The sequence below is a fragment of the Pseudomonas sp. JL23 genome, assembly GCF_056933585.1.
In genome coordinates this window covers 2033067-2059071 of sequence record NZ_CM167795.1, presented here as the reverse complement: position 1 = coordinate 2059071, position 26005 = coordinate 2033067, and the positions used below count along the sequence as shown (strand labels likewise).

25 protein-coding genes and 1 pseudogene are annotated in these 26005 nt (G+C 60.9%); 10 read left to right on the top strand and 16 right to left on the bottom strand.

What is annotated here, in order from left to right:
- Positions 1 to 20: 20 nt before the first annotated feature.
- Complete coding sequence (locus tag AC1Z24_RS09685) at positions 21 to 275, top strand: hypothetical protein (RefSeq protein WP_483745443.1); 255 nt, start codon at positions 21 to 23, stop codon at positions 273 to 275.
- Between the two features lie 216 nt (positions 276 to 491).
- Here the strand turns inward: AC1Z24_RS09685 and AC1Z24_RS09680 are convergent, their stop codons facing one another.
- Entirely contained in the window at positions 492 to 2018 is a 1527-nt protein-coding gene (locus AC1Z24_RS09680; RefSeq protein ID WP_483745442.1) for an HAL/PAL/TAL family ammonia-lyase, read from the bottom strand.
- A 120-nt stretch (positions 2019 to 2138) separates the two neighbouring features.
- Between AC1Z24_RS09680 and AC1Z24_RS09675 the strand changes: the two genes are divergently transcribed.
- The gene (locus tag AC1Z24_RS09675; protein ID WP_483745441.1) at positions 2139 to 3068 is read left to right on the top strand and encodes a LysR substrate-binding domain-containing protein; all 930 of its coding nucleotides are present in this window, start codon (positions 2139 to 2141) and stop codon (positions 3066 to 3068) included.
- 69 nt (positions 3069 to 3137) lie between these two features.
- Positions 3138 to 3452: a hypothetical protein gene (locus AC1Z24_RS09670; protein ID WP_483745440.1), complete on the top strand. Its 315-nt coding sequence runs from the start codon at positions 3138 to 3140 to the stop codon at positions 3450 to 3452.
- Between the two features lie 176 nt (positions 3453 to 3628).
- Here AC1Z24_RS09670 and AC1Z24_RS09665 read toward each other — a convergent pair whose 3' ends face one another.
- The 3 genes from AC1Z24_RS09665 to AC1Z24_RS09655 form a co-directional block, all read right to left on the bottom strand.
- Positions 3629 to 3898, bottom strand: coding sequence for a DUF1652 domain-containing protein (locus AC1Z24_RS09665; RefSeq protein ID WP_483745439.1), 270 nt, complete (start codon positions 3896 to 3898; stop codon positions 3629 to 3631).
- Between the two features lie 387 nt (positions 3899 to 4285).
- On the bottom strand, positions 4286 to 4771 hold the full coding sequence (locus AC1Z24_RS09660) for a GNAT family N-acetyltransferase (protein ID WP_259105345.1): 486 nt from the start codon (positions 4769 to 4771) through the stop codon (positions 4286 to 4288).
- A gap of 234 nt (positions 4772 to 5005) precedes the next feature.
- On the bottom strand, positions 5006 to 5869 hold the full coding sequence (locus tag AC1Z24_RS09655) for a LysR family transcriptional regulator (RefSeq protein ID WP_483745438.1): 864 nt from the start codon (positions 5867 to 5869) through the stop codon (positions 5006 to 5008).
- Positions 5870 to 5967: 98 nt separating this feature from the next.
- Between AC1Z24_RS09655 and AC1Z24_RS09650 the strand changes: the two genes are divergently transcribed.
- Complete coding sequence (locus AC1Z24_RS09650; RefSeq protein WP_483745437.1) at positions 5968 to 6696, top strand: HAD family hydrolase; 729 nt, start codon at positions 5968 to 5970, stop codon at positions 6694 to 6696.
- On the top strand, positions 6686 to 7471 hold the full coding sequence (locus tag AC1Z24_RS09645) for an aldolase (protein ID WP_483745436.1): 786 nt from the start codon (positions 6686 to 6688) through the stop codon (positions 7469 to 7471). Before AC1Z24_RS09650 ends, AC1Z24_RS09645 begins: the two co-directional genes overlap by 11 nt.
- A gap of 169 nt (positions 7472 to 7640) precedes the next feature.
- On the opposite strand, the gene dctM is transcribed toward AC1Z24_RS09645, so the two are convergent.
- The 8 genes from dctM to AC1Z24_RS09605 form a co-directional block, all read right to left on the bottom strand.
- Positions 7641 to 8924: a C4-dicarboxylate TRAP transporter large permease protein DctM gene (gene dctM, locus AC1Z24_RS09640; RefSeq protein WP_483745435.1), complete on the bottom strand. Its 1284-nt coding sequence runs from the start codon at positions 8922 to 8924 to the stop codon at positions 7641 to 7643.
- Entirely contained in the window at positions 8924 to 9556 is a 633-nt protein-coding gene (locus tag AC1Z24_RS09635; protein WP_483745434.1) for a TRAP transporter small permease, read from the bottom strand. The genes dctM and AC1Z24_RS09635 overlap by 1 nt, the downstream gene beginning before the upstream one ends.
- Positions 9557 to 9644: 88 nt before the next feature.
- A complete protein-coding gene (locus AC1Z24_RS09630) occupies positions 9645 to 10643 on the bottom strand; it encodes a TRAP transporter substrate-binding protein (RefSeq protein WP_483745433.1) in 999 nt (332 codons plus the stop codon).
- Between the two features lie 168 nt (positions 10644 to 10811).
- Positions 10812 to 11636 carry an HpcH/HpaI aldolase/citrate lyase family protein gene (locus tag AC1Z24_RS09625; RefSeq protein ID WP_483745432.1) on the bottom strand — a complete coding sequence of 275 codons (825 nt, stop codon included), beginning with the start codon at positions 11634 to 11636 and terminating at the stop codon, positions 10812 to 10814.
- Between the two features lie 108 nt (positions 11637 to 11744).
- Positions 11745 to 12944 carry a CaiB/BaiF CoA transferase family protein gene (locus tag AC1Z24_RS09620; protein WP_483745431.1) on the bottom strand — a complete coding sequence of 400 codons (1200 nt, stop codon included), beginning with the start codon at positions 12942 to 12944 and terminating at the stop codon, positions 11745 to 11747.
- A gap of 144 nt (positions 12945 to 13088) precedes the next feature.
- On the bottom strand, positions 13089 to 14438 hold the full coding sequence (locus AC1Z24_RS09615) for an MmgE/PrpD family protein (protein ID WP_483745430.1): 1350 nt from the start codon (positions 14436 to 14438) through the stop codon (positions 13089 to 13091).
- A 10-nt stretch (positions 14439 to 14448) separates the two neighbouring features.
- Positions 14449 to 15612, bottom strand: a complete 1164-nt coding sequence (locus tag AC1Z24_RS09610) for an acyl-CoA dehydrogenase family protein (protein ID WP_483745429.1) — start codon at positions 15610 to 15612, stop codon at positions 14449 to 14451.
- Positions 15613 to 15796: 184 nt separating this feature from the next.
- Positions 15797 to 16636 (bottom strand): HTD2 family dehydratase, encoded by an 840-nt coding sequence (locus tag AC1Z24_RS09605; RefSeq protein ID WP_483745428.1) that lies wholly within the window; start codon positions 16634 to 16636, stop codon positions 15797 to 15799.
- 144 nt (positions 16637 to 16780) lie between these two features.
- Between AC1Z24_RS09605 and AC1Z24_RS09600 the strand changes: the two genes are divergently transcribed.
- Together AC1Z24_RS09600 and AC1Z24_RS09595 are read left to right on the top strand one after the other, a co-directional pair.
- Positions 16781 to 17689 carry a LysR family transcriptional regulator gene (locus tag AC1Z24_RS09600; protein WP_483745427.1) on the top strand — a complete coding sequence of 303 codons (909 nt, stop codon included), beginning with the start codon at positions 16781 to 16783 and terminating at the stop codon, positions 17687 to 17689.
- 103 nt (positions 17690 to 17792) lie between these two features.
- Positions 17793 to 18737, top strand: coding sequence for an alpha/beta hydrolase (locus AC1Z24_RS09595; RefSeq protein WP_483745426.1), 945 nt, complete (start codon positions 17793 to 17795; stop codon positions 18735 to 18737).
- 3 nt (positions 18738 to 18740) lie between these two features.
- Here AC1Z24_RS09595 and AC1Z24_RS09590 read toward each other — a convergent pair whose 3' ends face one another.
- Positions 18741 to 19472: a CatB-related O-acetyltransferase gene (locus tag AC1Z24_RS09590; RefSeq protein WP_483745425.1), complete on the bottom strand. Its 732-nt coding sequence runs from the start codon at positions 19470 to 19472 to the stop codon at positions 18741 to 18743.
- Between the two features lie 567 nt (positions 19473 to 20039).
- Here AC1Z24_RS09590 and AC1Z24_RS09585 point away from each other — a divergent pair.
- Positions 20040 to 20267, top strand: coding sequence for a hypothetical protein (locus tag AC1Z24_RS09585; RefSeq protein ID WP_483745424.1), 228 nt, complete (start codon positions 20040 to 20042; stop codon positions 20265 to 20267).
- An 86-nt stretch (positions 20268 to 20353) separates the two neighbouring features.
- On the opposite strand, the gene AC1Z24_RS09580 is transcribed toward AC1Z24_RS09585, so the two are convergent.
- From AC1Z24_RS09580 to AC1Z24_RS09570, 3 genes are all read right to left on the bottom strand, one after another.
- Entirely contained in the window at positions 20354 to 21304 is a 951-nt protein-coding gene (locus AC1Z24_RS09580) for a DUF979 domain-containing protein (RefSeq protein ID WP_259105365.1), read from the bottom strand.
- Positions 21301 to 22038: a DUF969 domain-containing protein gene (locus AC1Z24_RS09575; protein WP_483745423.1), complete on the bottom strand. Its 738-nt coding sequence runs from the start codon at positions 22036 to 22038 to the stop codon at positions 21301 to 21303. The genes AC1Z24_RS09580 and AC1Z24_RS09575 overlap by 4 nt, the downstream gene beginning before the upstream one ends.
- Before the next feature lie 222 nt (positions 22039 to 22260).
- A complete protein-coding gene (locus AC1Z24_RS09570) occupies positions 22261 to 23496 on the bottom strand; it encodes an OprD family porin (protein ID WP_483745422.1) in 1236 nt (411 codons plus the stop codon).
- 286 nt (positions 23497 to 23782) lie between these two features.
- Here AC1Z24_RS09570 and AC1Z24_RS09565 point away from each other — a divergent pair, with 286 nt between their 5' ends.
- Complete coding sequence (locus AC1Z24_RS09565; protein WP_483745421.1) at positions 23783 to 24712, top strand: LysR family transcriptional regulator; 930 nt, start codon at positions 23783 to 23785, stop codon at positions 24710 to 24712.
- A gap of 292 nt (positions 24713 to 25004) precedes the next feature.
- Positions 25005 to 25991 (top strand): annotated as a pseudogene (locus tag AC1Z24_RS09560) (cache domain-containing protein); the annotation flags it as partial.
- Positions 25992 to 26005 lie beyond the last annotated feature (14 nt).

The following is a 26005-nucleotide window of genomic DNA, read 5'->3' as shown; positions in this document are numbered from 1 at the left end:
GCAGGAAACGCACAAGTGCAATGAAAAGCAGGCAAGGCCAGCCACCGGCAACGCTACCGCCCGGCGTGAACATGGAGTTGAGGGATGAAACGAAGGTGATGAAACGCTGGGGCGGATACAGGCTCACCGATGACGCGGATGGCGTCGCCCCACTGCTGCGGGAAGCCGGACAGGAAGTAGTCAACCAAAAAACTAAAACAGATAATTTCAAAAAGTCGGGAAAGTGTCAAATTCAGGCATTACACTTAATTACTCGTGTCAGAATAAATAACTAGCTGTTTTAAAACGAAAAATAATTTTGACGCCAGGCGAAAAAACAATCGATCCGGGAATTATATTTTTTTATATCGAATCTTCTCTGAAGGCCATCGCACAGTCGCACTGCGAGCACGAACTTGTGGGAGCGTGGCTTGCCCGCGAAACGCTCGACGCGGTGTGTCAGGGGCACCGCATTATCGTTCTTCGCGGGCAAGCCACGCTCCCACTCCGGCTTACGCCACCAACTGCAATCGCCCCACATCAGCAATTGCCTGTGGCGTCTGCTGTTGAATAAACCGCGCCGCATCAGCCATATCCCGACCCAATGGACGGTCATCGGCGTAGCGCGCAATCTCCTCGCGCAGGCGTAGATACAAGGCGGTGGTGCGGGGTGCAGCGGGAAGTTCGGAGTCCAGCAGGTCATAGCTCTGGCAAGCCGCGAGCAGTTCGATGCCGAGAATCATCTGCAGATTCTCGGCAATCGTCTGGGCCTTGAGCACGGCCGGGGTCGCGTGGCACAGGGTGTCTTCCTGCAGGCCCGAGGTAATGCCACCATCGAGGCTGGCAGGCGCCGCCAGACGACGGTTCTGCGCCACCAGGGAAACCGCCGTGTACTGCGCGATCATAAACCCCGACTCCACACCACTGGCCCCTGCCAGGAAAGCCGGCAGATTATTGACCAGCGGGTTGACCATACGATCAAGCCGGCGCTCAGAAATCGATGCCAGCTCGGCCAGGGCAATCCCCAACTGATCCATCGCCAGGCCCATGGCCGCACCCACCGCATGGGCCTCGGAGTAGATCTGCGGATCGTCGGGCGTACCGCAAATCAACGGATTGTCGGTGACGCAGGTCAGCTCGCGCTCGACCACCGCCGCCACCTGCTCATGACTGTCACGTACCGCGCCGTGGACATGGGGAATGCTGCGCAGACTCAAGGCATCCTGGGTCTGCCGCCCACTGGCGGCGGCGAGAATGGCCGAGCCGTCGAGCCAGGCGGTCAGGTCATGGGCGACCTTGAGCAAGCCCTTGGAGGGGCGCAACGCCATGGGCACCGGATCGAAGGCGCGCAACTGGCAGCGCTGGGTTTCGAAGCTCATGGCCGAGATCGCATCGGCCCAGTCCATCAGCCGCTCGGCCTGATCCAGCAACAGGCAGGCCATGCCGGTGACGCAAGGCGTGCCATTGACCAGACACAGCCCTTCCTTGGCCTCCAGCACCAGTGGCGTCAGCCCCAGTCGCTGCAGGGCCGCTGCCGCCGACAGGCACTCGCCGTCGAGCAGGCACTCGCCGTGACCAATCAGCGTCAGGCTGATATGGGCCATATGACTCAGATAACCCACCGACCCCTGCCCCGGCACCACGGGCGTGCAACCGCTGTTGAGCAGCGTGATCAGGCGCTCCACCACCGCCAGGCGCAGGCCGGAATAGCCATGGGCGAAATTGTTTATCGCAGCCGCCATCACCGCCCGGGTCTGGGCCACGCTCAGGGGTTGACCAACGCCCACCGCATGACTCATCAGAATATTGTGCGACAACGCACTCTGCAGCGCGGGAGGCACCACGGTATTGGCCAGGGCGCCGACCCCGGTATTGACGCCATAGGCGCGGATATTCTTCTCCACCACCGAACGGACGATGGCATGGGCAGCCTCGATGCGCTCCCGGGCAGCCGGGGACAATTCCAGCACGGCCTGGGCGCTGGCAATACTGACGACCTGGGCCCGTGAAAGCGATTGTTCGAGGATGACGCGATTCATTGCCGGAACTCCTGAAGGTGCAGTGCGCCGATCCATGCGCACAGCGGCATAGGTCGACAGATGCGATTACGTTAAGCTGCGCTGACACTTGCGTAAACGCGGTAATTTCTCATGCGATCCATGATTGAAACGCATACATTGGATAATCCCGACTTCCCCCGTCGGCGCCTGCCCCTGTTGGCCCTGGAAGTGTTCGCCAGCGCCGCCCGCTGCGGCACGTTCAGCCGTGCTGCCAAGGAGCTGTTCGTCACCCAGAGCGCGGTCAGTCGACAGATCCAGCAACTGGAAGAACACTTGGGCGTGATCCTGTTCATCCGCCACAAGACCGGTTTGCGCCTGACCCCGGAAGCGGAAGCCTTGTTACCGGTAGTGGATGAAGCCTTCGGCCGCGTGGTCCAGGCCTGCAACAGCCTGCGCAGCGCCGGCCAGGTATTGACCCTGCGCATGCCACCGACCATTGCCACTCGCTGGTTTTTGCCGCTGCTGCCGGACTGGCGCAGTGTGATGCCGGATGTCGACGTGCGGGTAACCACCTATGACTCCTGGGAGCCGCACTTCGAAGACACCGACGTCGATGCCGCGATCATTCAGGGCCGTGGCGACTGGAAAAACCTCGAAGCCATCGCCCTGATGCCCGAGCGCCTGACCCCGGTGTGCTCGCCGGAAATCGCCCGTCGCCTGCATCACCCCGAAGACCTCAGGAGCCTGGCGCTGCTGCACTGCATTCCACTGCACGGCTGGAGCCGCTGGCTGGAAAGCGCCGGGGTCAAGGGCATCGCCGCCCATCGCGGGCAACGCTTCGATACCCTCGAACTGGCCTTGTCTGCGGCGACTCGCGGCCAGGGCGTGGCCCTCGGTGATATCAACCTGATTCGCGAAAGCCTCAACGATGGCGTACTGATAGCACCGTTCGACATCGAACTCCGTCAGGGCATGGCGTATTACCTGGTCTACCCGCCGCAACGGGCGCAGTTGCCGAAAATTCGCGCACTGCGCGAGTGGCTGACCGGCGCACTGGAACCGACCGTTCGTAGCGATGGATCGAACTAAAGAGACAGCCATTGCCTCCATGTTCCGTAACCAGTGAAAAACCGGTAAATGGAAACCGAGGCAATCCAAATGAATGTAGAAAAAGATGCCCGCAGTGGCATCGCCGAAATCGATTATTCGCGCGACACCCTGTTCGGACCAATCCCCATGCAGGCCACTTGCCGGGTCAGGCTGGTCAATGTCGAGCGCGATGGCGAAGAATTACGCGAATTGACCATTCTCGGTGATCTGCCGGATGGCTTGGGCAAGTCCATGGTCATTCGCGTTGCACTGGAAGGTCGGATTGAGGCAGGGCCTATCGATCGTCAGGATTCGTTAAGTGGCGCCGAGCGCCATGAGTTCAAGATATTGTTCAAAAACGAACGCAAACGCTCAATGCATTGAGTTGTTCCATTATCGTTTCGACACAATTACACATAGTTTCGGGCAGCGGCCAAGTTGTCCGATAACTGTTGTTTAATCGTTATGTTTAATTAGAACTATATACGAACAAAAACGAATAACCGCAGCCTCCCTAGTCTTCGACTCGAAAAGCGGCGGTTATGTAGTCAGCAAAGGGCTCAACGACGTGCGTTGGCCCGCAAGGCGCTGTGTTGGGTATGGGCCAGGTCATAGCGCAGCTCCGCTACCAGTTCAGAGATATCCCGGCTGGTATTGAGCCTGTCGAGGGAGATGCCAGTGACCAGCAATTCGCCCTGATCGCCTTGCGGATCAAGGATTTGCACGCTCATTGAGTTGTCTGCAGCGATATTGCAGGTACAGCGTAAGGGCAGAAAAGCCTGCTCGATGATACTGCGCAGTTCGAGCGGGGAAAGTCGATAAGCAATCATTGCCATGTTCTCCTGAAATCTTGTAAAGCAGCCGCGCACAACTCGCCAGCCTCTGGCTGAACCTTGTTATAGCTAAGACGAGAGTGCATAAATAATCCGTCAAAGAAATACCGCCGACGAGCCGACTAATTAACGAACTAAGAAACTTATACCCCAGCCCCTGTCAACTCGCAACTTCCACCCAAAAAGAATAACGATCATAACTAAGGAGAGGAAGGTCAAAAAAAACCGGCAGAATCGATTCACCGCACGGTTAATCCGCAATAACAACGGGAATACTCGTTGTTTCACGCAGAGAAACAACCCGCCGCACAGACCTGCGACCCGACGTCACACCCTGCACAGCGGACAGCATACGAGCTGCTTTCCTGACAAAACGGTCAGCGTCTAGACGGCTTCCGGGCGCTTGAGACGCAAATGAATCAGCGCCACCCGCGCACCGCGTTTGTCGCGCTTCTCTTCCACGGCAAACGGCTTGAAGCCCAGGCGCGGATAAAACAGCAGGCCCGGCACATTGTGGTTGTAGCAGGATGCGGTCAGCTCCTTGGCTTCATGCTTGTCGAACGCCAGGTCAGTCATACAACCGATCAAGTAGCCGCCCACGCCCTTGCCGCGAGCTTCGGGGGCAATGATCACGTTGCCCAGGGAACAGCGGCCACGAAAATGCGCCAGGGAAAAGTTCGCATAACCGACCACTTCGCCATTGAGCTCGACTACCGTGGAGTCGGAACGCTCCTCCAGTGCATCGTTCAATTGCACTGCCGTCAGCGGCCATGTCGCCCGGGGGAACATATAAAACAGCTCATCGGCGTTCTGCGGCAAGGCACATACAGCGGGGATGTCTTTTTCTTCCAGGGGACGGTGCAGGAACATGGGGCAGGATCCTCGTAGATAAGCGCCTAGTGTCCTGTCTTCGAAATAAGCTGTTCACTTTTGACGGCGTCTGTTGTCGCCAGGCGGCGTTGCGGCTCCTCGCCCGACAACAACGGCCATTCGTCAAAAGAGAACGTATTTCGAAGACAGGACACTAGACACTATATGCGAAGCGATGGATCCCGTATTGCCTACTGTCAAAATAATCTCGTTGTGCCCATGACTCCCGGCAAGTCATTGAGCCGACAGGGTCTGCTGCAGATATTCCGTCAACTTGCGTGCCGGCTCCGATAACAGGCGACTGGCCGATATCAGCGCCAGCTCGCTGGGCGGCACGGCGGCAAAACCTTCGTCAGGGCGCAACAGGCGATGGCTCGGCAGCACCGCCGAAGTGGGTAGCAGGGCGATCCCCAGATTGGCCGAGACCGCCGCCTGAATGCCGACCAGACTCTGGCTGGCAAAGGCCACGCGCCAGGTGCGCCCCGCCGCTTCCAAGGCGTGGATGATGCGGTTGCGGTAGATACAGCCCTGGGGAAATACGGCCAGTGGCACCGGATCGGCGATCATCTGCATGTCAGGCCCGGCGACCCAGCTCAGTTGCTCGGGCCAACTCGCCAGAGACGGCACCTGCCCGGCTTCGGGCCTGACGTCGCGCTTGACCAGGGCCAGATCGATATCCCGTGCTTCCAACTGCGCGTGCAGGTCAACGCTCAGGCCGTTCAATGTATCCAGCCGCACCTTAGGGTACTGCCGGGCGAAGCCGGCCAGCAGCCCCATCAGCCGCTGCACGTCGAAATCCTCGGGCACTCCGAGCTTGACCACGCCAGTGGCCTGGCCGCTCTGCATGACGTTATGGGCCTCCATGGCCAGGCCTACCAGCCGCCTTGCGTATCCGATCAGGCGTTCGCCGTCTTCGGTGAGCTGAATATGCTTACTGGCGCGCTGACGCAGCAACAACGGGCGGTCGAGCTGTTCTTCCAGCTTGCGAATCTGCTGGCTGACCGTGGATTGGGTGCGGTTGACCCGCTCGCCCCCCTTGGTAAAGCCGCCCGCGTCGACCACGCTGACAAAAGTCTTCAACAGTTCGAGATCGAACATAACATTCACCAATCGAATTATTTTTCTATAATAATTTAATTTTACGATTAATCATATCCTGCCTAGATTGGTCCTGTACTCACTCACAGGACACCGTCATGACCCCCTCCACCCGCCCGCTCTGGCTGACCTTCGACTGCTACGGCACCCTGATCCAGTGGGACGAAGGCCTGCTGGCCCAGGTCCGCGCCCTGCTTGCCCGCAAGAATCGCAGCGAACTGGACCCCGACGCCTTCATCCAGGTCTACGACGAACACGAGCACCGCCTCGAGCAGACGCCGCCGCACCGCTCCTTCGCCGAGATTTCCCGGCTGTCGATGCAACTGACCCTCGAAGGCCTTGACCTGCCCTATGAGCCCCGCGATGCCGATGATCTGACACGACATATCAGCCAGATGCAGCCTTTCCCGGAAGTGGTCGGCACCCTCGCCTGGCTCAAGGCCCAGGGTTTCATGCTGTGCATCGTTTCAAACACCGACGACGACATCATTGTCGGTAACGTGGCCCAGCTCGGCGGTTATGTAGATCGGGTCATCACCGCGCAGCAGGCCGGGGCCTACAAACCCGATCATCGTCTGTTCGAGCACGCCCACCGTGAATTGGGCATCAGCCAGGACCAAGCCTTGCATATCTGCGCCAGCCCGCATCTGGACCTGACCGTGGCCCGGGACATGGGTTTTCGCTGCGTCTGGATCGACCGCGGCACTCGGCGCCAACCGCTGCCCGATTACCGCCCGGATGCAGTGCTGAGCGACCTGGGCAAAGTGCCTGACCTGCTGCGCGCCCAAGGCTGGATCGATGAGGAGCGCGACCGCCATGGCGCATGATTCCGGGCTGCTGCGCAGCACCAGTCGTTATTACGGCGATCTCGATACGGCGGCGATCCAGACTGCCCGCATCGACTTGGCCGCCTGCCTGCGCATGGCGGCGCGCCTGGGCTTGAGCGAGGGTATCTGCAATCATTTTTCTGCCGTGGTGCCGGGGCATCCCGAGCTGTTCCTGGTCAATCCCTACGGCCTGGCCTTTGAAGAGGCCACCGCTTCCAGCCTGCTGATCTGCGATATCCACGGGCAACTGGTCAGCGGCGACGACAAGCCCGAAGCCACGGCCTTCTACATCCATGCCCGCCTGCACCGGCACCGGCCCACCGCGATGGCGGCATTCCATACTCATATGCCCAACGCCACCGCCCTGGCCATGCTCACTGGCGAGCCGTTGCTCTGGGCCGGCCAGACCGCACTGAAGTTCTATAGGCGCATAGCCGTGGACGAGCACTTCAACGGCCTGGCGCTGGATGAATCCGAAGGCGACCGGATTGCCGCTGCCATGGGGCAGGCCGATATCCTGTTTCTGCAGAATCACGGGGTGATGGTCACGGCACCGAGTATCGCCATGGCCTGGGATGACCTGTACTACCTGGAGCGTGCCGCCGAAGTGCAGCTCAAGGCCATGAGCAGCGGCAGACCGCTGAAGCCGGTGGCGCAAGGCATCGCCGAACGCACGGCGCGGCAGATGCGCTACGGCGAAGCCGAAAGCGCGCAACTGCATCTGGAGAGTGTGAAGCGGATATTGGCCAGGACCGAGCCGGATTTTCGTAGCTGACAGGTTTGTGGTAGCGAGGCTTGCCCGCGAACGACGCAACGCGTTTTATCTGCTGGACCTCGTCGACCGATTCGCGGGCAAGCCTCGCTCCAACAGGCCTGCGTCCATAAAAAAGGCCCCTGGGGAGCATATCCACAGGGGCCAAGGGAATTGCAGAACAACTTAAAGGCTAAGGCATCCCCAACCAGTTCGGCAGCGCCAGGGAAATCATCGGCACGTAGGTGACGAGGATCAGGAACGCCAGCAGGATGCACAGCCAAGGCATCGCCGCGCGGATGGTCTGGCCCAGGGTCAGGCCGGTGACCGCCGAGGTCACGAACAGGTTCAGGCCCACCGGTGGGTGCACCAGGCCGATCTCCATGTTCACCACCATGACGATGCCCAGATGGATCGGGTCGATGCCCAGCTTGGTGGCGATCGGGAAGAAGATCGGCGCCAGAATCAGCACGATGGCCGACGGCTCCATGAAACTGCCCGCCACCAACAGCACGACGTTGACCATGATCAGGAAGCCGATTGGCGTCAGGCCGCCGCTGATCACCCAACTGGTGATCTGTTGCGGGATCTGCTCGGTGGTCAGCACATGGGCAAAAAGCATGGCGTTGGCGATGATGAACATCAGCATGATCGACAGGCGCCCGGACTCGAGCAGCACTTTCGGACAGTCACTGAGGCGCATGTCCTTGTACACGAACAGCGCGACAAAGGCCGAGTACACCGCCGCCACCGCCGCCGCTTCCGTCGGAGTGAACATGCCGCTGTAGATACCGCCGAGAATGATCACCAGCAGCAACAGGCCCCAGAACGCCCGGCGTGCCGTGGTCAGCCACTGACGGAAGGACACCCGTGGCTGGGCCGGCAGTTTCTTGATCCGGGCGACGATGTAGATCACCACCATCAAAATCACGCCGAGTAGCAGGCCCGGCACCACACCGGCAATGAACAGCTTGCCCACCGAGGTTTCGGTCGCGGCCGAGTACACCACCATCACAATCGACGGCGGAATGAGAATGCCCAAAGTCCCGGCGTTACAGATAATCCCGGCACCGAACTCCTTTGGATAACCGGAGCGCACCATGCCTGCGACGGCAATCGAACCCACCGCCGCCACCGTGGCCGGCGAAGAACCGGACAGCGCCGCGAACAGCATACAGGCCAGCACCGCCGCAATCGCCAGGCCGCCGCGGATATGTCCGACACAAGCGTTGGCAAAATCAATCAGCCGTTGCGCCACGCCACCCGTGGTCATGAAGGCCCCGGACAGCAGGAAGAACGGAATCGCCAGGAAGGTGTAGCTATCCGATGTTTCGAACAACTTGATCGCCAGTGAACTCAAGGAGTCATGGCTGAACAGCAGGATCGACACCGCGCCGGACAGGCCCAGGGAGATCGCAATGGGTACGCCCAAAAACATGAAAACGAACAGCAACAGGAACAGACAGATGACCGTCATCAGTGATGCTCCTCACCAGGGTTGGCCAGTTTTGTGGCTTCGGCGGCCTCATCGGCCAGGCCCAGGCCGGTCTGCCGGTGGGTCCAGATGCGATAGAGAATTTCCAGGTAACGAATGAACACCAGGGCAAAGCCCAGGGGCACGATCACCGTGATGTGGGCGACCTGAATGCCGAATTTATCCAGGTCCTCGGCCCCGATATGGGCAATGAACAGGGCCGAGACCCACTTGTAGCTCGCCATCAGAATCAGCCCGGCATAAGCCATGCAGCACAGGCAGGCGAGGATCGCCAGCCAGCGTTGTACCGGCTTGCTGAAACGCTTGACCAGGGCATCCACGCCCAGGTGGCCAGCGGTACGCACGCCGTAGGAAATGCCAAAGAAAATCAGCCAGCCAAACAGCGCCTTGGTCAGCGCCACGCTCCAGGTCATGCCCTGGGCATAGCCCATGGTGTGATCGCCGAGGTAAGCAAAGAAATCGCTGCTGAACGCCCACTTGTCACTCAGGGTGTAGAACAACGTGTAAATGTTATTGAGCGCCACGTAGACAAATGTCACCAGCGTCATGGCAGCCAGCAGAAAGGCGATAAAACCCTCCTCCAGATGCTCCCAGACTCGCGTCAGCGATTGCATAGAAAGTTCTCCGAACGTAGAGACAGTAGCCACCCGGGGACCGGGCGGCCACACAGCATCAGGGCCTGTTACAGCGGTATCAGGCGGCTTACTGAGCCTTGTTCGAATCTTGTGCAGCCTTGATCAAGTCAGGGCCGATTTCCGCAGCGAACTGGTCCACCACCGACTTGGTCGCTTCGCGCCACTTGGCCCGTTGCTCAGGCGTGAGCGTCACGACTTCGCTGGTCTTGGAGTCGATGATTTTCTGCTTGGCAGTCTGATTCAGGGCTTCGGCCTGTTTGTTCACTTCCACGGTGACCTGGTCCATGATCTTTTGCAGCTCGCTGCGCACATCCGCAGGCAGGCCGTTCCAGAAGGTGGAGTTGGTGATGACCATGTAGTCGATCAGGCCGTGGTTGGACTCAGTGAAGAACGGCTGCACCTCGTTGACCTTCTGGCTCTCATAGTTCGACCAGGTGTTCTCGGTACCGTTGACGGTGCCGGTCTGCAGGCCCTGGTAAACCTCGGCGAAGCTCATCTTGCGAGGGTTGGCGTGCAAGGCCACGAACTGCGCTTCCAGCACGCTGGAGGCTTGTACGCGGAACTTCAGGCCGCGAGCGTCTTTAGGCTCGACCATCTTTTTGTTGGCCGACAGCTGCTTCAGACCGTTGTGCCAGTAGGCCAGGCCATGAATGCCCTTGTCGTCCATGGAACTGAGCAAGGCTTTGCCCTGCGGCCCGTTCTGGAAACGATCGACCGCTGCCAGATCATCAAACAGGAATGGCAAATCGAAGATCTGGGTTTTCTTGGTGTACTGCTCGAACTTGGCCAGGGATGGCGCCAGCATCTGTACGTTGCCGGTCAGCAGTGCTTCCATTTCCTTGCCATCGCCGAACAGCGACGAGTTCGGATAGACCTCAACCTTGACCTTGTCTTTCAGCGCGGGGTCTGCGGCGACCATTTTCTGGAACAGCAGCGCGCCCTGACCTTTCGGAGTGTTCTCCGCAACGACGTGGGCAAACTTGATGACGATAGGGTCGGCGCAGGCCATCCCGGCGAACGTTGTGAATGCAGCTGCGCAGAACAGCGCCTTGGTCAGCTTCAACATTGATTTCACCTTGTTATTGTTGTCAGCGATTCGACCTCTTAGGGCCGTTGTTGAGAAGCAGTTGTAGCCTTTTGCTAGCTCTACCATGCCTAACATGGCGTGTTTGTAGAATTAGCTTTTATGTAAGCCAGCGTTCGGCCTGGCTGAACGCTGGTCACTGCGCAAGCGTCAGGCAGCAACCAAGGCTAGCAGACGCTGGGCACGAAGCAGCACCGGAGCATCAACCATCTGCCCGTCAAGCTGAAAAGCCCCTGCCCCGCTGGCTGCGGCACTGGCCTGAACCACTCGCTGCGCCCATGCCAGCATCTCTGCGGTCGGGGCCAGGGCCTCATGGATCACTGGCACCTGCCTGGGATGGATGCACAGCGCGCCGCCAAAGCCCATGTCGTAGGCGTGGCGCACCGAAGCGGCCAGGCCATCTGGATCGCCAATGGCCGGATAGACGCCGTCCAGTGGTGGCAGCAGATTGGCGCTGCGTGAATGCAGTTGCACGGCCATGCGTGATTGATCGAGGACGAACTGCGCCGCAGCGGTGCCGTTGTTCAGATTCATGTCCAGGGCCAGGTCGAGGCCGCCGAAGGACAGACGTTCGACGCCTGGCGCATGGGCAATTTCGGCCAGGGCGAGCAGGCCCCTGGCACTCTCGACAATCGGCCAGATCGGCCTGCCGGTGGCATGGACGGCGGCGACATGGGCGGCGCTTTCCACCTTGGGCAGCAGCACCCCGACCACCCCCTTATGAGCCTTGCAGAAGGCCAGGTCGGCGGTATGTTCGGCGTGCTCAGGTGCATTGACCCGAACCCACACACCGGCTGCGGGATGGGCCTGCAGGAAGGCCGCAAGATTGTCCCGGGCCTGGCGCTTGAGCGGCTCTTCGACGGCATCTTCGAAATCGACGATCACCGCGTCGGCACCGGCCGCCAACGCCTTGGCAAACCGTTCGGGCCGACTGCCCGGCACAAACAGCGCGCTGCGGACGATGGATGGAGACATGCTGGTTTTCCTCGTTTCAAACTATGGAGTCTTTATCTCTGTAGCAGCGGCTTTAGCCGCAAGGACGCCCTCCCGGCTAAAGCCGATCCTACGGAAATATCGTAAGATTCAAACCACCCCGGTCGTCGCCAACCGCGCTTGGTCTTCACTGGAAAAACCCAACTCCGCCAGGATGCTCGCCGTGTGTTGCCCCAGCGCCGGGACGGCGTCCATGCGCGGGGTAAAGGCGGCGTTGCGGCCCGGTGGCAACAGCGACGGCAATTTGCCCGCCGGGCTGTCCACTTCACGCCAGCCGTCGCGGGCCTTGAGCTGCGGATGGTTCCACACGCTCTGCATATCGTTGACCCGGGCATTGGCGATCTGCGCGTCTTCAAGACGCGCGACCACTTCGTCCACGCTCAGGGCGGCAAAGCCGTCGACGATGATCTGGCGCAGCACTTCGCGGTTTTCCGAGCGCTTGAAGTTGGCGCTGAAACGCTCGTCCGTGGCCAGGGCCGGGTCGAGCAGGACCTTCTCGCAGAACAGCGCCCATTCGCGTTCGTTCTGCAAACCGAGCATCACCGTGTTGCCGCCGCCAGTGGGGAACGGCCCGTACGGGTAGATGGTCGAGTGCGATGCGCCAGCCCGTGGCGGGGGCGGAGCGCCGTTATAGGCGTAGTACATCGGATAACCCATCCACTCGGCCAGGCTTTCCAGCATGCTCACGTCGATGCGGCTGCCGACCCCGGTCTTGCCGCGCAGCAACAACGCCGAGAGCACACCGGTATAGGCATACATGCCCGCGGCGATATCGGCGATGGAGCAACCGGCCTTGGCCATTTCGTCTTCACCGGGGCCGCCGGTCACCGACAGAAAGCCGCCCTCGCTCTGAATCAGCAGGTCGTAGGCTTTCTTCTTTTCATAAGGCCCGCCCTCGCCGTAACCGGAGATATCGCAGACGATCAGTTTGGGGAAACGCTCATGCAGCGCCTCGAACGACAGGCCCATGCGTGCGGCGGCGCCGGGTGCGAGGTTCTGCACCAGGACGTCGGCCTGGCCGAGCAGGGACTCGAGAATGCCCCCCGCCTCGTCCTGTTTCAGGTCCAGGGTCAGGCTTTCCTTAGAGCGGTTGGTCCAGACAAAGTGCGAAGCCAGGCCATCGACGCGCTGGTCGTAGCCACGGGCAAAGTCACCGCTGCCAGGGCGCTCGATCTTGATCACCCGCGCGCCCATATCCGCCAGCTGCCGAGTGCAGAACGGCGCGGCGATGGCGTGCTCAAGACTGACCACGGTAATGCCGTCCAGGGGACGGGGATTGGTTTGAGTCATGTTTGTTTACCTCTCACGTTGTGGGAGCGAGGCTTGCCCGCGAAGGCGATTTATCAAACGATACATTTGTATTGCCTGAACCGGCCTCTTCGCGGGCAAGCCTTGCTCCTACAGATTTGGTCTGTGGTGTGATGGCGATTGTCTTTAGATCAAATCCGCCAGGCTGCGCGCATCGCGCAGCGACCAGACCCTGGCAATCAGCTCACGCCCCTGCTCAGCCGTACGCGCGCCGGAGAACGCCAGCAGACGCTGGAATTTGTCTTCCAGTTCAGGCCGCAACAGGGTGTTGCCCGGATCGCCTTTAGGCTCGTCGATGGCAGCACTGAGCACGCGGCCATCGGTGGTGGTGACGATTACTCGGCCCAGCCAGCGCGACGGGTAGGCGCCGTCGACTTCCTCGTCCAGCTCCATGCTGACCTTCTCGCGGAAGGCGGCAACCCGAGGATCGGTCAGGGCCAGGTCGCGGAATTCGATCAGTTGCGCGCTGCCATGCACGGCAATCAGGCCCAGCACAGCGCCCATGGAAAACTTGGCCTGGTGCACGGTGGTCGGCACGACAACGCGGCCCAGCACATCGATAGCGCCCTGATGCACACGGGTGACGACCTTGGCGATCTGCTCATGGCCCAGGCTTTCGCGCTGCATCAGGTGCAGCAGCGCATCGGCGGCCGGGTGGGTGTGGCGGCACGAGGCGTGGAACTTGAACGAGGTTTCCGGCAATGCCCAGCGGCTGCCCAGACGATCCGACAGCTTGCTCGGGTCGGCGTCAGTGGACATGCCGGCGGCCATACCCTGATCACCTTCAAGAATATTGCGCGCACCGGTCAGGCCGTCTTCGGTCATATAGGCCGCGAGCAGGCCATCGGCGGCGGCCTTGGCGGTGTGCAACTGCTTGGAGTCGGCGGCATCACGCAGAAATTCCCACAGCCCGGCGGCCTGGGTCCCGGCGTTGCCCAGCAGATGGGTGAACTGCTCGCGATTGAAGCCCAGCAGCTTGCCCACGGCCACAGCCGCAGCGAGGGTGCCGACGGTGGCGGTGGTGTGGAAAATCCGGTAGTGGGAACGGCCCATGAACTCGCCGATGCGAATCCCGGCTTCGTAACCGGCCACCGACGCCAGCAGCAGGTCCTTGCCGGACTTGCCCAGATCCTGGGCTGCTGCCAGCACCGCCGAGAACACCACGGTGGCCGGGTGCAGCACGGAGCTGTTGTGCAGGTCGTCCTGTTCGACCAGATGCGACGAGGCGCCGTTGACGAAGGCGGCAAAGTAGGCAGAAGTGCCACGACCATTGACCACGATCTTCGCTGCGCCTTCCACCGGGCCCATGCGCCGGGCGTAACGCTCGAACAGCGGGATCGGGTGGGCGCCCTGACTGGCCAGGGCCGAGCCCAGCCAGTCGAGGAACAGGTCTTCGGTGCGATCCAGCACGGGGCCGGGGATCTGCTCGTAAGTCAGGTCAGCGAGGAACGCGACCAGCGCTTGGGTATGGCTCATGTGCGTGTCCTCAGAAGCTGCGTGGCAGTTCGAGCAGATGCTCGGCGACGTAGGAAAGAATCAGGTTGGTGGAGATCGGCGCCACTTGGTACAGGCGGGTCTCGCGGAATTTGCGCTCGACGTCGTATTCGCAGGCAAAGCCAAAACCGCCGTGGGTCTGCAGGCAGGCATTGGCCGCTTCCCAGGACGCCTTGGCCGCCAGGTACTTGGCCATGTTGGCGCTGGCCCCGGCATTCTTGCCGTTGTCGTATTCCTCACAGGCGCGCCAGCGCATCAGGTCGGCGGCCTCGATTTCGATATGGGCTTCGGCAATCGGGAACTGCACGCCCTGGTTCTGCCCGATGGGGCGGCCAAAGACCACGCGGTCGCGGGCATAGGCGGCGGACTTCTCGGTAAACCAGCGACCGTCACCGATGCACTCGGCGGCGATCAGGGTACGTTCGGCATTGAGGCCATCAAGGATGTAACGGAAACCCTTGCCCTCTTCGCCAATCAGGCTGTCGGCGGGCAGCTCCAGGTTGTCGAAGAACAGCTCGTTGGTCTCGTGATTGACCATATTGGCGATGGGTTGCACGGTCAGGCCGTTGCCGATGGCGGCGCGCAGGTCGACGAGGAAAATCGACATGCCTTCGGATTTCTTCTGCACTTCGGCCAGTGGCGTGGTGCGGGCCAGCAGGATCATCAGGTCCGAGTGCTGGATGCGCGAGATCCATACCTTCTGCCCGTTGATGATGTACTTGTCGCCCTGCTTGACCGCAGTGGTCTTGATCTTGGTGGTGTCGGTGCCGGTGGTCGGCTCGGTCACGCCCATGGACTGCAGGCGCAGTTCGCCGCTGGCCAGTTTCGGCAGGTAGTAGCGCTTCTGCTCTTCACTGCCATGACGCAGCAGGGTGAACATGTTGTACATCTGCCCGTGTACGGTGCCGGAGTTGCCGCCGCAGGCGTTGACTTCTTCAAGGATCACCGAGGCTTCGGTCAGGCCCAGGCCCGAGCCGCCGTACTCTTCCGGGATCATTGCCGACAGCCAGCCGGCGTCGGTCATAGCCTTGACAAAGGTCTCCGGGAAACCTTTTTCTTCGTCGATCTTGCGCCAGTAGGCGGCGTCAAACTCAGCGCAGAGGGCACGTACACCTTCGCGGATGGCATTCAGGTCTTCGTTTTCGTAGGGGTTCATCGTGTGTCCTCAGATACATCATGGCCTGCCATCACTGGGGCCATGGGGCGGTGTAGGTCGCTTTGCACAGGACTGTGGGACCGGCTTTAGCCGGGAAGGCGGCATTTGTTCCACTGACGCTTTCCCGGCTAAAGCCGGTCCCACAAATTCCCATCCAGATAAAAAAATTTGAGTCTTCTCGGTCTCAGTCGAACTGAACTTCTGCGCTTTGCGCCACGCCCGCTTCATTACCGGCCCACAGCTGCGCCTTGCCCGCTTCCAGCACCTGGCCGCCGACCACGAAGGGCGTCGGCACGGTCAACGGACGTACGCCGCGATAAGCGAAATGACGGACCTTGGCCTGCGGATTGGCGCGAATGAAGGCACGCAGATTAAGGGTGGCGATCATCGGCCCGTGCACCACCAGCCCGGCGTAGCCCTCGACCTCGGTCACGTAGGGGTAGTCGTAATGAATGCGGTGGCCGTTGAAGGTCACGGCGGAGTAGCGGAACAGCAGGGTCGGCGTCGGCGTGACGCTTTCGCTCCAGTCACCGGCAGGCGGCGCATCACCGCTGTTGAGCTTGGGGGGGTTGGGTTCGCGGTAGACGATGTCCTGCTCTTCACGCACGCAGAGTTCGCCGTTTTGCGAATAGTCGTGGCGCACCGTGACGAACAGCAGCGAGCCGGTGCGACCGTGCTTTTCTTCGATATGCAGGATGGTCGACAGGCGGTGGGCATCGGCACCGGCCTTGAGCGGCGCGATGAATTCGACGCGGCCACCGGCCCACATGCGATTGCGATTGTCGGCAGGAGGCAGGAAGCCGCCACGGGCCGGATGGCCGTCAGTGCCGAGCAGGGATTCGAACACCGGTTCCTGAAAGAAGCACCACTGCCACAGCGGCGGCAGGGCCTCGCCATCAGCCGGGACAGGCTCACCGAAGGTCGCGGCAATGCGCTTGACCAGGTTGTGGCTCAGGTGGTCCCGGGCCTCTTCGGTGCGTCCAATCCAGGCACTGTAATCCGTGGGCGAAGCGGTAGCGCTCATGCAGATAACCTCTTTGGCGGTTTTGTTATGAGGCCATCATGCGGCGGGTTTGGCATTCTGAGAATTTACATTTGTGTAATCCGGCGTTCATGTATGCTGAACGCCGCTAGCGTTAAAAATTCCAAAAACAAAGAGACCTCCGGCATGCATTTCGATCTGGCAGACCTGCGCCTGTTTATCCACATTGGCGAATCGCCGAGCCTGACCCAGGGCGCCCGCCGCGCGTTCCTTTCCCCCGCCGCCGCCAGTGCGCGGATCAAGGCCCTGGAAGGCCAGCTCGACACCCGCCTGTTGTACCGCGACAGCCGCGGCGTCGAACTGACCCCGGCCGGGCAGCAGTTGCTCAAGCATGCGCGGTTGATCATGCGCCAGGTCGATTACCTGAAAAGCGAGTTCACCCATTACGGCACCGACTCGGCCGGGCATATCCGCATCTTCGCCAACACCACGGCGGTCACCGAATTCCTTCCTGAAGTGCTGGCGGGCTTCCTGGCCAAACGCCCCGGCGTGACCGTGGACCTGCAAGAACGACTGTCCCGGGATATCGTCCGTGGCGTACTGGATGGCAGCACCGACATGGGCATCATCGCCGGGCCGGTCGAGGCGGCTGGCTTGCAAGTCATGCACTTCAGCACCGACCGCTTGGTGCTGACCGTGCCGACCGGCCATGAACTGGCGCAATTCGATCAGGTCACCCTCAAGCAGACCCTGGCCTACCAGCATATCGGCCTGCACGAAGGCAGCACCCTGCTCAGCTTCCTGCGCGACCATGTCGAACGCATCGGCGAGCAGTTGTCGCTGCGGATTCAGGTCTCCAGTTTCGAGGCGATCTGTCGCATGGTAGAGGCCGGCGTGGGCATCGGTATCATTCCCGAATCGGCGGCGATCCGGCACAGCCGCACCATGGAACTGGTGACCATCCAGCTTGACGAAAGCTGGGCAGTGCGTGAACGCAGCATTCTCGTGCGCGAACTCGATGCGCTGCCGGGGACGGTCAGGGCGTTGATTGCGACGTTGATGCCACAGGACAGCAGCCCAGCCGAAGTGCAATGAGGCCTGTCCCACAAATGGCGTTTATCCGGAGATTACAAAGCCCGCTGGAAAATCTGGCAGACTGCACCGCATCTGTCTGTCCCGCTGCGCGGAAGTCTCGCCCATGCCCACTGTCTTTTTTTCACGCCTGAAAACCCGCTGGCTGCGCTGGACCTGCCTGGCCCTGCTCATCGTCGGCCTGCCCGTGGGCTGCGTGGCCTTGCAGCATGAGGAACGCAAACTGGTGTTCGGCATCGAACCCGGCGATGCCAGCTGGTACAGCGGCCTGCCCAAGGGTGTACAGGAGTTCGAGCTCAAGGCGTCGGACTTCGGCACCCAGCAGAACATTCACGCCTGGTGGTGGCCGTCGACGCGCCAGGACGCCCCGGCCATCCTCTACCTGCATGGCGCGCGCTGGAACCTCACCGGCCAGTTGTTTCGTATCGAGCAACTGCGCGCCCTGGGCTTTTCGGTATTGGCCATCGACTATCGCGGTTTTGGCCAGAGCAAGGGGCCGCTGCCATCGGAAAGCAGCGTCTACGAAGATGCCCGGGTGGCCTGGGAGCGCCTGAAAACCCTGCAACCGGACCCGCGTCGGCGCCTGATCTACGGGCATTCCCTGGGCGGCGCAGTGGCCGTGGACCTGGCCGCCGAACTGGGCCGCGATGCCCAACGGGCTCACGAACCGGTGCAGGCACGAGGGCTGATTATCGAATCGACCTTCACGACGTTAGCCGAAGTCGCCACCGCGGTTGCCAGCAAGAAAACCTCGCTGCCGGTGCGCTGGCTGCTGTCGCAGAAATTCGACAGCGTCGACAAGATCGCCGATATCCATATGCCGGTGCTGATCGTCCACGGTACTGGCGATCAATACGTGCCGTCGCGTTTCAGCAAGACGCTGTACGAAGCCGCGCGGGAGCCGAAAAGCCTGCTGTTGGTGCCCGGCGCGACCCATAACAACAGCATGAACCTCGGCCGTCAGGCTTACAGCCAGGCCATTCGTACCCTGCTCGACCCGCCAGCGCGCACCGCCACCCAACAGACAGCAGATCAAGCGAACGCAGGTTAAGGCTTACCCGGCGGGGATCTGGCGGGCGGCAAAGGGGCGGCTATTGATCACCACCTTGCCCGGATGGCTGTCGGCGGCCACTTCTTTATTCAGTTGCGCCAACATTGCCTGGGGCTCTTCGATGGGCAACTGCGCCAGGCGTTGCGCGGGCAGGTTCCACCACTGGCTGGCCAATAATCCGTCGATCACTTCTGGATCGAAGCGATAACGCACGACTTTGGCGGGTGAGCCAACGGCGATGGCATAGGGCGGGATGTCCTTGTTGACCAGGGACTGCGCGCCGATCACCGCGCCGGTGCCGATGGTCACGCCTTCGAGAATCAACACATCCATGCCGATCCACACATCATGGCCGATCACCGTCTGCTGGACGCCATCATGATGCGGGGCAATCCCGCCCAGTTTCTGCCGCAGGCTGACCAGGCCGCTGTGAGACGTCAACCAACTCAACGGGTGGGACTTGCGGTCCTGGCCGATGATCACGTCCTTGGCGATGGAGCAATAGCGGCCGATGCTGGCAACGTCATGCAACTCGGTGCCACTGACGATATCGGTGTAGGCGCCGATACTCAGCTTGCGCGACATGATCTTGACCTGATGCAACTTGACCCCGTACTCCAGCGTCAGCTCGGTATCGCGGCGCAGGCCCTTGATCCCACTGTCCAGGCGGCACTGATTCAGCGCGAGCGCTTTTTTCAGCTTGCGATCCAGCAGCGCTCGCTTGAGGAAATTCATTGGCAGATTCCACAGAGATTGACGACGCGGTAGCAGGCGCCACGCCGTCCTACATAAGATCAGGAATCATCTCACAATGATGGCAAATACCAAAAAGGCAAAACCGGGTGGTCATCCGGCTGCATGAGTTGGAATAAGACAGGTGGGAGCGGATTTATCCGCGAAGGCGCCTTATCAAGCGATACAGGTGTGTCGGATGTACTGGTCCCTTCGCGGATGAATCCGCCCACATGGCCAGTGATGCATAAGAAAATCGCAGGGCATTTCCCTTTCTTCTGAGTGAAATTTCCGAGAAAATCCCAAGCGCTTGCACCTGCCTATTGAGGTGTCTAGGCTGCGTCGGTCGCTGCATTCAGCGACCGGGTTTAGTAGCCCGTCCCAATAGGTGCACAGTGCCTTTACCGCCCGGCAACCCGCTTCAGGGTTGCCGTCGGCGTTATGGTGACCGTGCGCAGGGCGCCTTCGGGTGCGCCGGTTTCCTATTGGCCGGTCTACTAACCTGTGCACGGCCGCCACCCATCGTTTAGTAGCGATCAGTGACGGCTCTATTTCTCAATAGGAGCAATCATGTTCAGGATCACCGAAAATCCCCCTGCCCCGCTGCAAACCCTCTTCGCCAACGCCGACCAGCGCATTCGCCTGGCCCGCAATCTTCTGGAATGTCTGGAAGGTGCCGACGCCTGCGACAAACCCCATCTGACCCATGCCGCGCGGCTGCTACTGGATGACGGGTGTGAGGTGATGGCCGCGATGGAGAAGCAGGTTTCAGACAGGGCTGACAGCGCCATCGCCTGATTTGGAATGATGGTTTTCATTGTGGGACCGGCTTTAGCCGGGAATACGCCTTCCCGGCTAAAGCCGGTCCCACAGCGAAACGAGCTCTACATCAGGCAATACAACAACACGATATTGACCACCAGCATCGCCAGCGCCGTCGGCACCTGGGCCTTGATCACCGCGTACTTGTCGGGCAATTCCAGCAGCGCCGCCGGGACGATATTGTAGTTGGCCGCCATGGGCGTCATCAGCGTGCCGCAGTAGCCGGAGAACATGCCGATGGCCGCCATCACCGCCGGGTTGGCGCCGAATACGCCGACCAGGACCGGTACGCCGATGCCGCCGGTCATCACCGGGAAAGCGGCGAAGCCGTTGCCCATGACGATGGTGAACAAGGCCATGCCGAGCACGTAGACAGCGACCGCCACCAGGCGCCAGTCCATATTGATGTAGTGGGTCGCCAAGTGCGCGACGGCTTTGCCGACGCCGGCATCGTTGAACATCAGGCCGAGCATGGCGAGCATCTGCGGCAGTACCAGGGCCCAGCCCAGGGCTTCGGTCAGGCGCCGGGATTCGCGCATGGCCTGTACCGGCGTGTCGCGGGTCAGCCAGCAGGCCAGGGCCAGGGCGATCAGGCTGCCGATACCCAGGGACACGAAGGTGCTGTTGGCCGGGTCGAGCAAGGCGACGTCGCCGAACTTGACCTTACTCAGGAACACCGCGCCAAACACGGTGACCAACGGAATCGCCAATGCCGGGATAAACAGCTTGTTCTTCAGGCGTCCGGCACTGGCACGACGGGCCGCATCCGGCAGGTCGTCGTGCTTGCCGAAGCCGACACCGCCAAATCCGGCGATAACCGCCATCACCAGCACACCGGCACCCACCACATCGGCAGGCAGGCGCTCGCCGATCAGGAAGGCCACGGCAAACAGCCCCCAGAACAACCCGGCGCTCCAGCGCTTGGGGTTGCTGGCATCGAGCAGGGTCATGACCGACGTGATGGCCAGGACGATCCCGGCCAACCAGTACAGGTATTGGATCGAGATAATCATTGGGCGCTCTCCTGGGCGGTGGCGATCGGCGTGGCGGCTTGCGGCAGGGCCTTGAGTTCGCGGTTCAGGCGCTGGTCGAAGCGATACAGGCGGATGGAATGGATGATGAACACGCTGATCGCCGTGGGAATGCCCCACACCGCGATATGCATGGGTTCGACATCGATCCCGGCACCGAGCAGGAAGGTGTGCATCAGGGCAATGGCGCCGAAGGCAACAAAGATGTCCTCACCGAAGAACAGACCGATATTGTCGGTGGCCGCACACAGGGCCAGCAGCTTGATGCGGATGGCTTCCGGCAGCTTGCCGAAACGCGATTCCGCTGCGCCTTCGGCCATGGGCGCGAGCAGTGGACGAACCATCTGCGGGTGCCCGCCGAGACTGGTCAGGCCCAGGGCTGCGGTGGTCTCGCGGACGAACAGGTAGGCAATCAACAGCCGCCCGGCGGTGGCACCGGTGAAACGCGCGATCCAGTTCTGCGCATGCAGACGCAGGCCGTGGCGCTCCAGCAGGCCGATCACGGCCAGGGGCAGGAGGATGATCAGGGGCAAGGTACGGGTCTTGATGAACCCGGCGCCGATGGTGCTGAGGATGGTGTCCAACGGCATGCTCGCGGCGAACCCGGTAGCGACTGCCGCCAGGGCGACCACCAGCATCGGGTTGAAGCGCAGGACAAAACCCAGAACGATAACCAGCACGCCCAGCAGCGGCCAGAGATTGATAGCGGTTTGCATAGGTAACGTCTCTTCGTTGTCAGCCTTGCGGGCTGGAAAAACGGCGGAAAACACATCGAGTGTCATCCCGGCTGACCGTTGTCACAGCAGGGATTGGGCCACTCTGGTCAAACACGGCCACATCAACTGAATAACGCATTTTTCTGTGGGACCGGCTTCAGCCGGGAATACGCCTTCCCGGCTGAAGCCGGTCCCACCGAGCGTTCGCTGTGCCACGAGTTGTTACCAAAGCGGCAGCGTGTAGCTGACAATCAGGCGGTTTTCGTCAAGGTCGTTACCGAAGTTGGAGCGCACGGTCGCGTTACGCCATTTGACCCCCAGGTTCTTCAGGGCGCCGCTCTGGATCACGTAACCGATGTCCATGTTGCGTTCCCATTCCTTGCCTTCGCCGCCAGCGGCACGCTGTACGTTGTCGCCGGAGACGTAGCGGGTCATGAAGGTCAGGCCGGGGATGCCCAGGGAGGCGAAGTCGTAGTCGTAGCGGGCCTGCCAGGAACGTTCATGGATGTTGGCGAAGTCGCCGATCTGGATAAAGTTGACCAGATACGGATCGCTGCCGGTGATGTAGGGGAACGGGTCACTGCCGCTCATGCGCTGGTAACCGGCGCCGAACGAGTGAGCGTTGAATTTGTAGGTGACCATGGCGCCCATGGCACGGTTGTCGAGATCGCGGAAGTTGCCGTCTTCCGAGCTTTTCGAGTAACGCAGGTCGGTCTTCAGACTCTGCCCGGCACCCAGGGGCAGGACATGCACCAAACCGCCGTAATACTGGTCGTAGACGTTTTCCAGTTGGGCGTAACGCGCGCTCAGCGTCAGTTGCGGCGTGATCTGGTAGTCGCCGCCGCCAAAGTTGAAGTCGTTGCTCAGGCCGCCGATGCGGTTGGCGGTCATTTCAGTGAAGTCGGTGGAACTGTTGGCCTTGATCCGGTCGATATGACCGCCGATGAACTTGAAGTTGGTCAGGTCCTGAGAAGTGACCAGGCCGCCGCGGAAGGTCTGCGGCAACAGGCGGGTATCGTTGGACGACACCACCGGATCGCGGAAGAACAGCGTGCCGACTTTCAGTTCAGTCTTGGAGATCTTGGCCTTGGCGGTCAGGCCCAGCTTGGCGTAGTCATCCTGGGAACCGCCGGAAGACAGATCCGCAGGCAACAGGCCGGTGCCTGCCGTACCCGAACCGGAGTCGAGCTTGAGGCCGACCATGCCCAGGGCGTCCAGGCCGAAACCGACGGTGCCGGCGGTGTAGCCCGATTGCAGGCGCAGCAGGAAGCCCTGTGCCCACTCTTCAGCCTTGTCCCGGGCGCCGCTCTGGCGGAAGTCACGGTTGAAGTAGAAGTTGCGCGCTTCCAGTTCGCCTTTGCTGTCGGCGAGAAAATCCGCCTGGGCCTGCAGGCCGTAGCCCAATGTGCTGGTACCCAGTGCAAGCGCACAGAAAACCTTGAGTTTTTGGTCGTACATTTACAGCCTCCCCTTGAGCGCACAGCGGCGTTGGGCCGTCTGCTGGCAGAGCGCATTTGTTATTGAAATGGCGCGGCACAAGGAGCCGTCACCCCGAAGGCCTGTCCCCATCAACAATCGCTGTGGGGGTGACCTCTCTCGTCGGGGCCAATCTTTCGGCAAGCTGGCGTTTTGCGTCCAACGGGAAAAAACCGCTATGCCTCATAAGAATTTCTTTTCACTGTCTGGCATATAACCTGCAATTTCCTATGGATATGCATGGGCCTTTTGAAGCAGGAATCCCCCGTTGAACCTTAAATTTCTGGAAACATTCGTCTGGGTCGCGCGCCTGAAAAGCTTCCGGCTGACGGCGGAAAAACTCTTCAGCACCCAGGCGTCGATTTCCAGCCGTATCGCCGCCCTGGAGGACGAAATGGGCGTGCGCCTGTTCGTGCGCGACTCCAAGGGTGTGTCCCTGACACCCGAGGGGCAGCGGGTGCTGGAGTACGCCGAACACATGATGGATACGATGCAAAGCATGAAGGCGGCGATCAAGGATCCACGCCAGGTGCGCGGGCGGATACGCATCGGGGCAATGGATACGGTCATACACACTTGGCTCAGCCCGTTGGTAACACGCTTGATGAAGTGTTACCCGCTACTGGAGATCGAGCTGACCGCCGACACCGCCAGCAACCTCTGTGCGCAGCTGGAAAAGGGTTACCAGGACATCATTTTCCAGACCGACATGTTGCGCTTCGACAGCGTGCGCAATGCCGTGCTGATCCGCTATCCGATGCACTGGGTGGTGCCGACCGGCTCACCGTACGACCGTACTTACGAGTCACTGGAAGAGCTGTCCCAGGAGCGCATCGTCACTTTCTCGCGCAACTCGCGACCCCATCAGGACATCCTCAACCTGCTGCACAATGCCAATATCATCAACCCGCGAATCAACTGCGTGAACTCGGCCTCGGCCATCACCCGCCTGGTACGGGACGGCTTCGGCATCGGCGCCATGCCCGCGCAACTGGTGCGCGGTGAACTGGCCCAGGGTGCACTGACCCTGCTCAACGACATCGCCCTGCCCTCGGTGATGGACATCGTCGCCAGCTGGCGCAGTGGCGCGGGGATGGAGTTGGTGGAAGATATCGTCAGCCTGACCCGGGAAGTGGTCGAGGAATTCCACGCCGAATCACCGCGCGGGGCAGTGCCTTATGTGTTGGATGTGCTCTAGGGAAAACGCAGGCCTGCTGTTGCGTTGGAGCGAGGCTTGCCCGCGAAGCGATGTTTAAGGCACAGATAGGTATCGAACCGTCGGACCTCTTCGCGGGCAAGCCACGCTCCCACATAAAGCTCACCAGCCGCACCTGATTGGCGCACCTTATAGATAGAAGCAGCACTCCCGCGCCCCATCACTGCCCACAAAAAAAACCAATGCCCGCCCCGTCTTTTTTCTCGTTCGACAAAGCCCGGCGCCTCATTAAACCTGCAAGTCGGGTTTGCCAGCATTGATCACGGGAGGCGTCATGCGCATGTCACTAAAATTCGGCCACAAGATTCTGTTCGGCGCCTGCCTGATCGTAGTCGTGGTGTTTCTATCCTTTGCCCTGTTCAACGACTATCGCCAGAGCACCAGTACCCGCGAGGCGCTACAACGCAACTTGCAGGGAATGGGCAAAGTGTTGGGCATCAATATCGAGAGCTGGCTGTCGGGGCGGATTCTGTTGTTGCAGGGCGTGGCCGAAAGCATGACCGCTGAGCCAACGCCGGAGAACATTGCGCGCCTGCTGGAGCAGGACATCGTCACCTCAACCTTTGTTGCCAGCTATGTCGGCCTGGCTGACGGGCGCTTTGTCATTCGCCCGCAGCGGGTCATGCCCGATGGCTTCGATGCCCGCCAGCGCCCCTGGTACAAGGAGGCCGCCCAGAGCCTCAAGCCGGCGTTGACCGAACCCTATATCGGCGCAGGCACGGATTATCTGGTGATGACCGAGGCGGTGCCGATCAACGCCAAGGGCCAGGTCGCCGGGGTGTTGGGCGCCAACCTGAGCCTGGAGCAACTGGCCAGGATCATCAACGCCGTAGACCTCAACGGTATCGGCTATGCGTTCCTGGTCAGTGCCGACGGCAAGATTCTGGTGCACCCGGACAAGACCCTGGTGACCAAGACCCTGGCCCAGGCCTTCCCCAATGGCGCTCCGACGATCAGCAGCGACTTCAGCGAAGTCGAGGAAAACGGCGCCACCCGCATCATCACCTTCACGCCGATCGGTGGGCTGCCATCGGTGAAGTGGTCGATCGGTCTGTCCGTGGATAAAGACAAAGCCTACGCCGCGCTGCATGAATTCCGTCGCTCGGCGCTGATAGCAACTATCGTCGCCGTGCTGGTCACCCTGGCCTTGCTCGGCCTGCTGATTCAGGCGCTGCTGCGCCCGCTGCACAGCATGGGCAAGGCCATGGAATCCATTGCCGAAGGTGAAGGCGATCTGACTCAACGCCTGAACAGCCAGTCCAGAGATGAGTTCGG

Bases quoted from the DNA above. Each gene is read 5' to 3' on its own strand.
- AC1Z24_RS09580 (WP_259105365.1), bottom strand. From the start codon at position 21,304: ATGATTATCTCGATCCAATACCTGTACTGGTTGGCCGGGATCGTCCTG.
- AC1Z24_RS09600 (WP_483745427.1), top strand. From the start codon at position 16,781: ATGCATTTCGATCTGGCAGACCTGCGCCTGTTTATCCACATTGGCGAA.
- AC1Z24_RS09610 (WP_483745429.1), bottom strand. From the start codon at position 15,612: ATGAACCCCTACGAAAACGAAGACCTGAATGCCATCCGCGAAGGTGTA.
- AC1Z24_RS09675 (WP_483745441.1), top strand. From the start codon at position 2,139: ATGATTGAAACGCATACATTGGATAATCCCGACTTCCCCCGTCGGCGC.
- AC1Z24_RS09655 (WP_483745438.1), bottom strand. From the start codon at position 5,869: ATGTTCGATCTCGAACTGTTGAAGACTTTTGTCAGCGTGGTCGACGCG.
- AC1Z24_RS09615 (WP_483745430.1), bottom strand. From the start codon at position 14,438: ATGAGCCATACCCAAGCGCTGGTCGCGTTCCTCGCTGACCTGACTTAC.
- AC1Z24_RS09665 (WP_483745439.1), bottom strand. From the start codon at position 3,898: ATGATTGCTTATCGACTTTCCCCGCTCGAACTGCGCAGTATCATCGAG.
- AC1Z24_RS09595 (WP_483745426.1), top strand. From the start codon at position 17,793: ATGCCCACTGTCTTTTTTTCACGCCTGAAAACCCGCTGGCTGCGCTGG.
- AC1Z24_RS09570 (WP_483745422.1), bottom strand. From the start codon at position 23,496: ATGTACGACCAAAAACTCAAGGTTTTCTGTGCGCTTGCACTGGGTACC.
- AC1Z24_RS09630 (WP_483745433.1), bottom strand. From the start codon at position 10,643: ATGTTGAAGCTGACCAAGGCGCTGTTCTGCGCAGCTGCATTCACAACG.
- AC1Z24_RS09620 (WP_483745431.1), bottom strand. From the start codon at position 12,944: ATGACTCAAACCAATCCCCGTCCCCTGGACGGCATTACCGTGGTCAGT.
- AC1Z24_RS09645 (WP_483745436.1), top strand. From the start codon at position 6,686: ATGGCGCATGATTCCGGGCTGCTGCGCAGCACCAGTCGTTATTACGGC.
- AC1Z24_RS09635 (WP_483745434.1), bottom strand. From the start codon at position 9,556: ATGCAATCGCTGACGCGAGTCTGGGAGCATCTGGAGGAGGGTTTTATC.
- AC1Z24_RS09585 (WP_483745424.1), top strand. From the start codon at position 20,040: ATGTTCAGGATCACCGAAAATCCCCCTGCCCCGCTGCAAACCCTCTTC.
- AC1Z24_RS09650 (WP_483745437.1), top strand. From the start codon at position 5,968: ATGACCCCCTCCACCCGCCCGCTCTGGCTGACCTTCGACTGCTACGGC.
- AC1Z24_RS09590 (WP_483745425.1), bottom strand. From the start codon at position 19,472: ATGAATTTCCTCAAGCGAGCGCTGCTGGATCGCAAGCTGAAAAAAGCG.
- AC1Z24_RS09680 (WP_483745442.1), bottom strand. From the start codon at position 2,018: ATGAATCGCGTCATCCTCGAACAATCGCTTTCACGGGCCCAGGTCGTC.
- AC1Z24_RS09575 (WP_483745423.1), bottom strand. From the start codon at position 22,038: ATGCAAACCGCTATCAATCTCTGGCCGCTGCTGGGCGTGCTGGTTATC.
- dctM (WP_483745435.1), bottom strand. From the start codon at position 8,924: ATGACGGTCATCTGTCTGTTCCTGTTGCTGTTCGTTTTCATGTTTTTG.
- AC1Z24_RS09685 (WP_483745443.1), top strand. From the start codon at position 21: ATGAAAAGCAGGCAAGGCCAGCCACCGGCAACGCTACCGCCCGGCGTG.
- AC1Z24_RS09660 (WP_259105345.1), bottom strand. From the start codon at position 4,771: ATGTTCCTGCACCGTCCCCTGGAAGAAAAAGACATCCCCGCTGTATGT.
- AC1Z24_RS09625 (WP_483745432.1), bottom strand. From the start codon at position 11,636: ATGTCTCCATCCATCGTCCGCAGCGCGCTGTTTGTGCCGGGCAGTCGG.
- AC1Z24_RS09670 (WP_483745440.1), top strand. From the start codon at position 3,138: ATGAATGTAGAAAAAGATGCCCGCAGTGGCATCGCCGAAATCGATTAT.
- AC1Z24_RS09605 (WP_483745428.1), bottom strand. From the start codon at position 16,636: ATGAGCGCTACCGCTTCGCCCACGGATTACAGTGCCTGGATTGGACGC.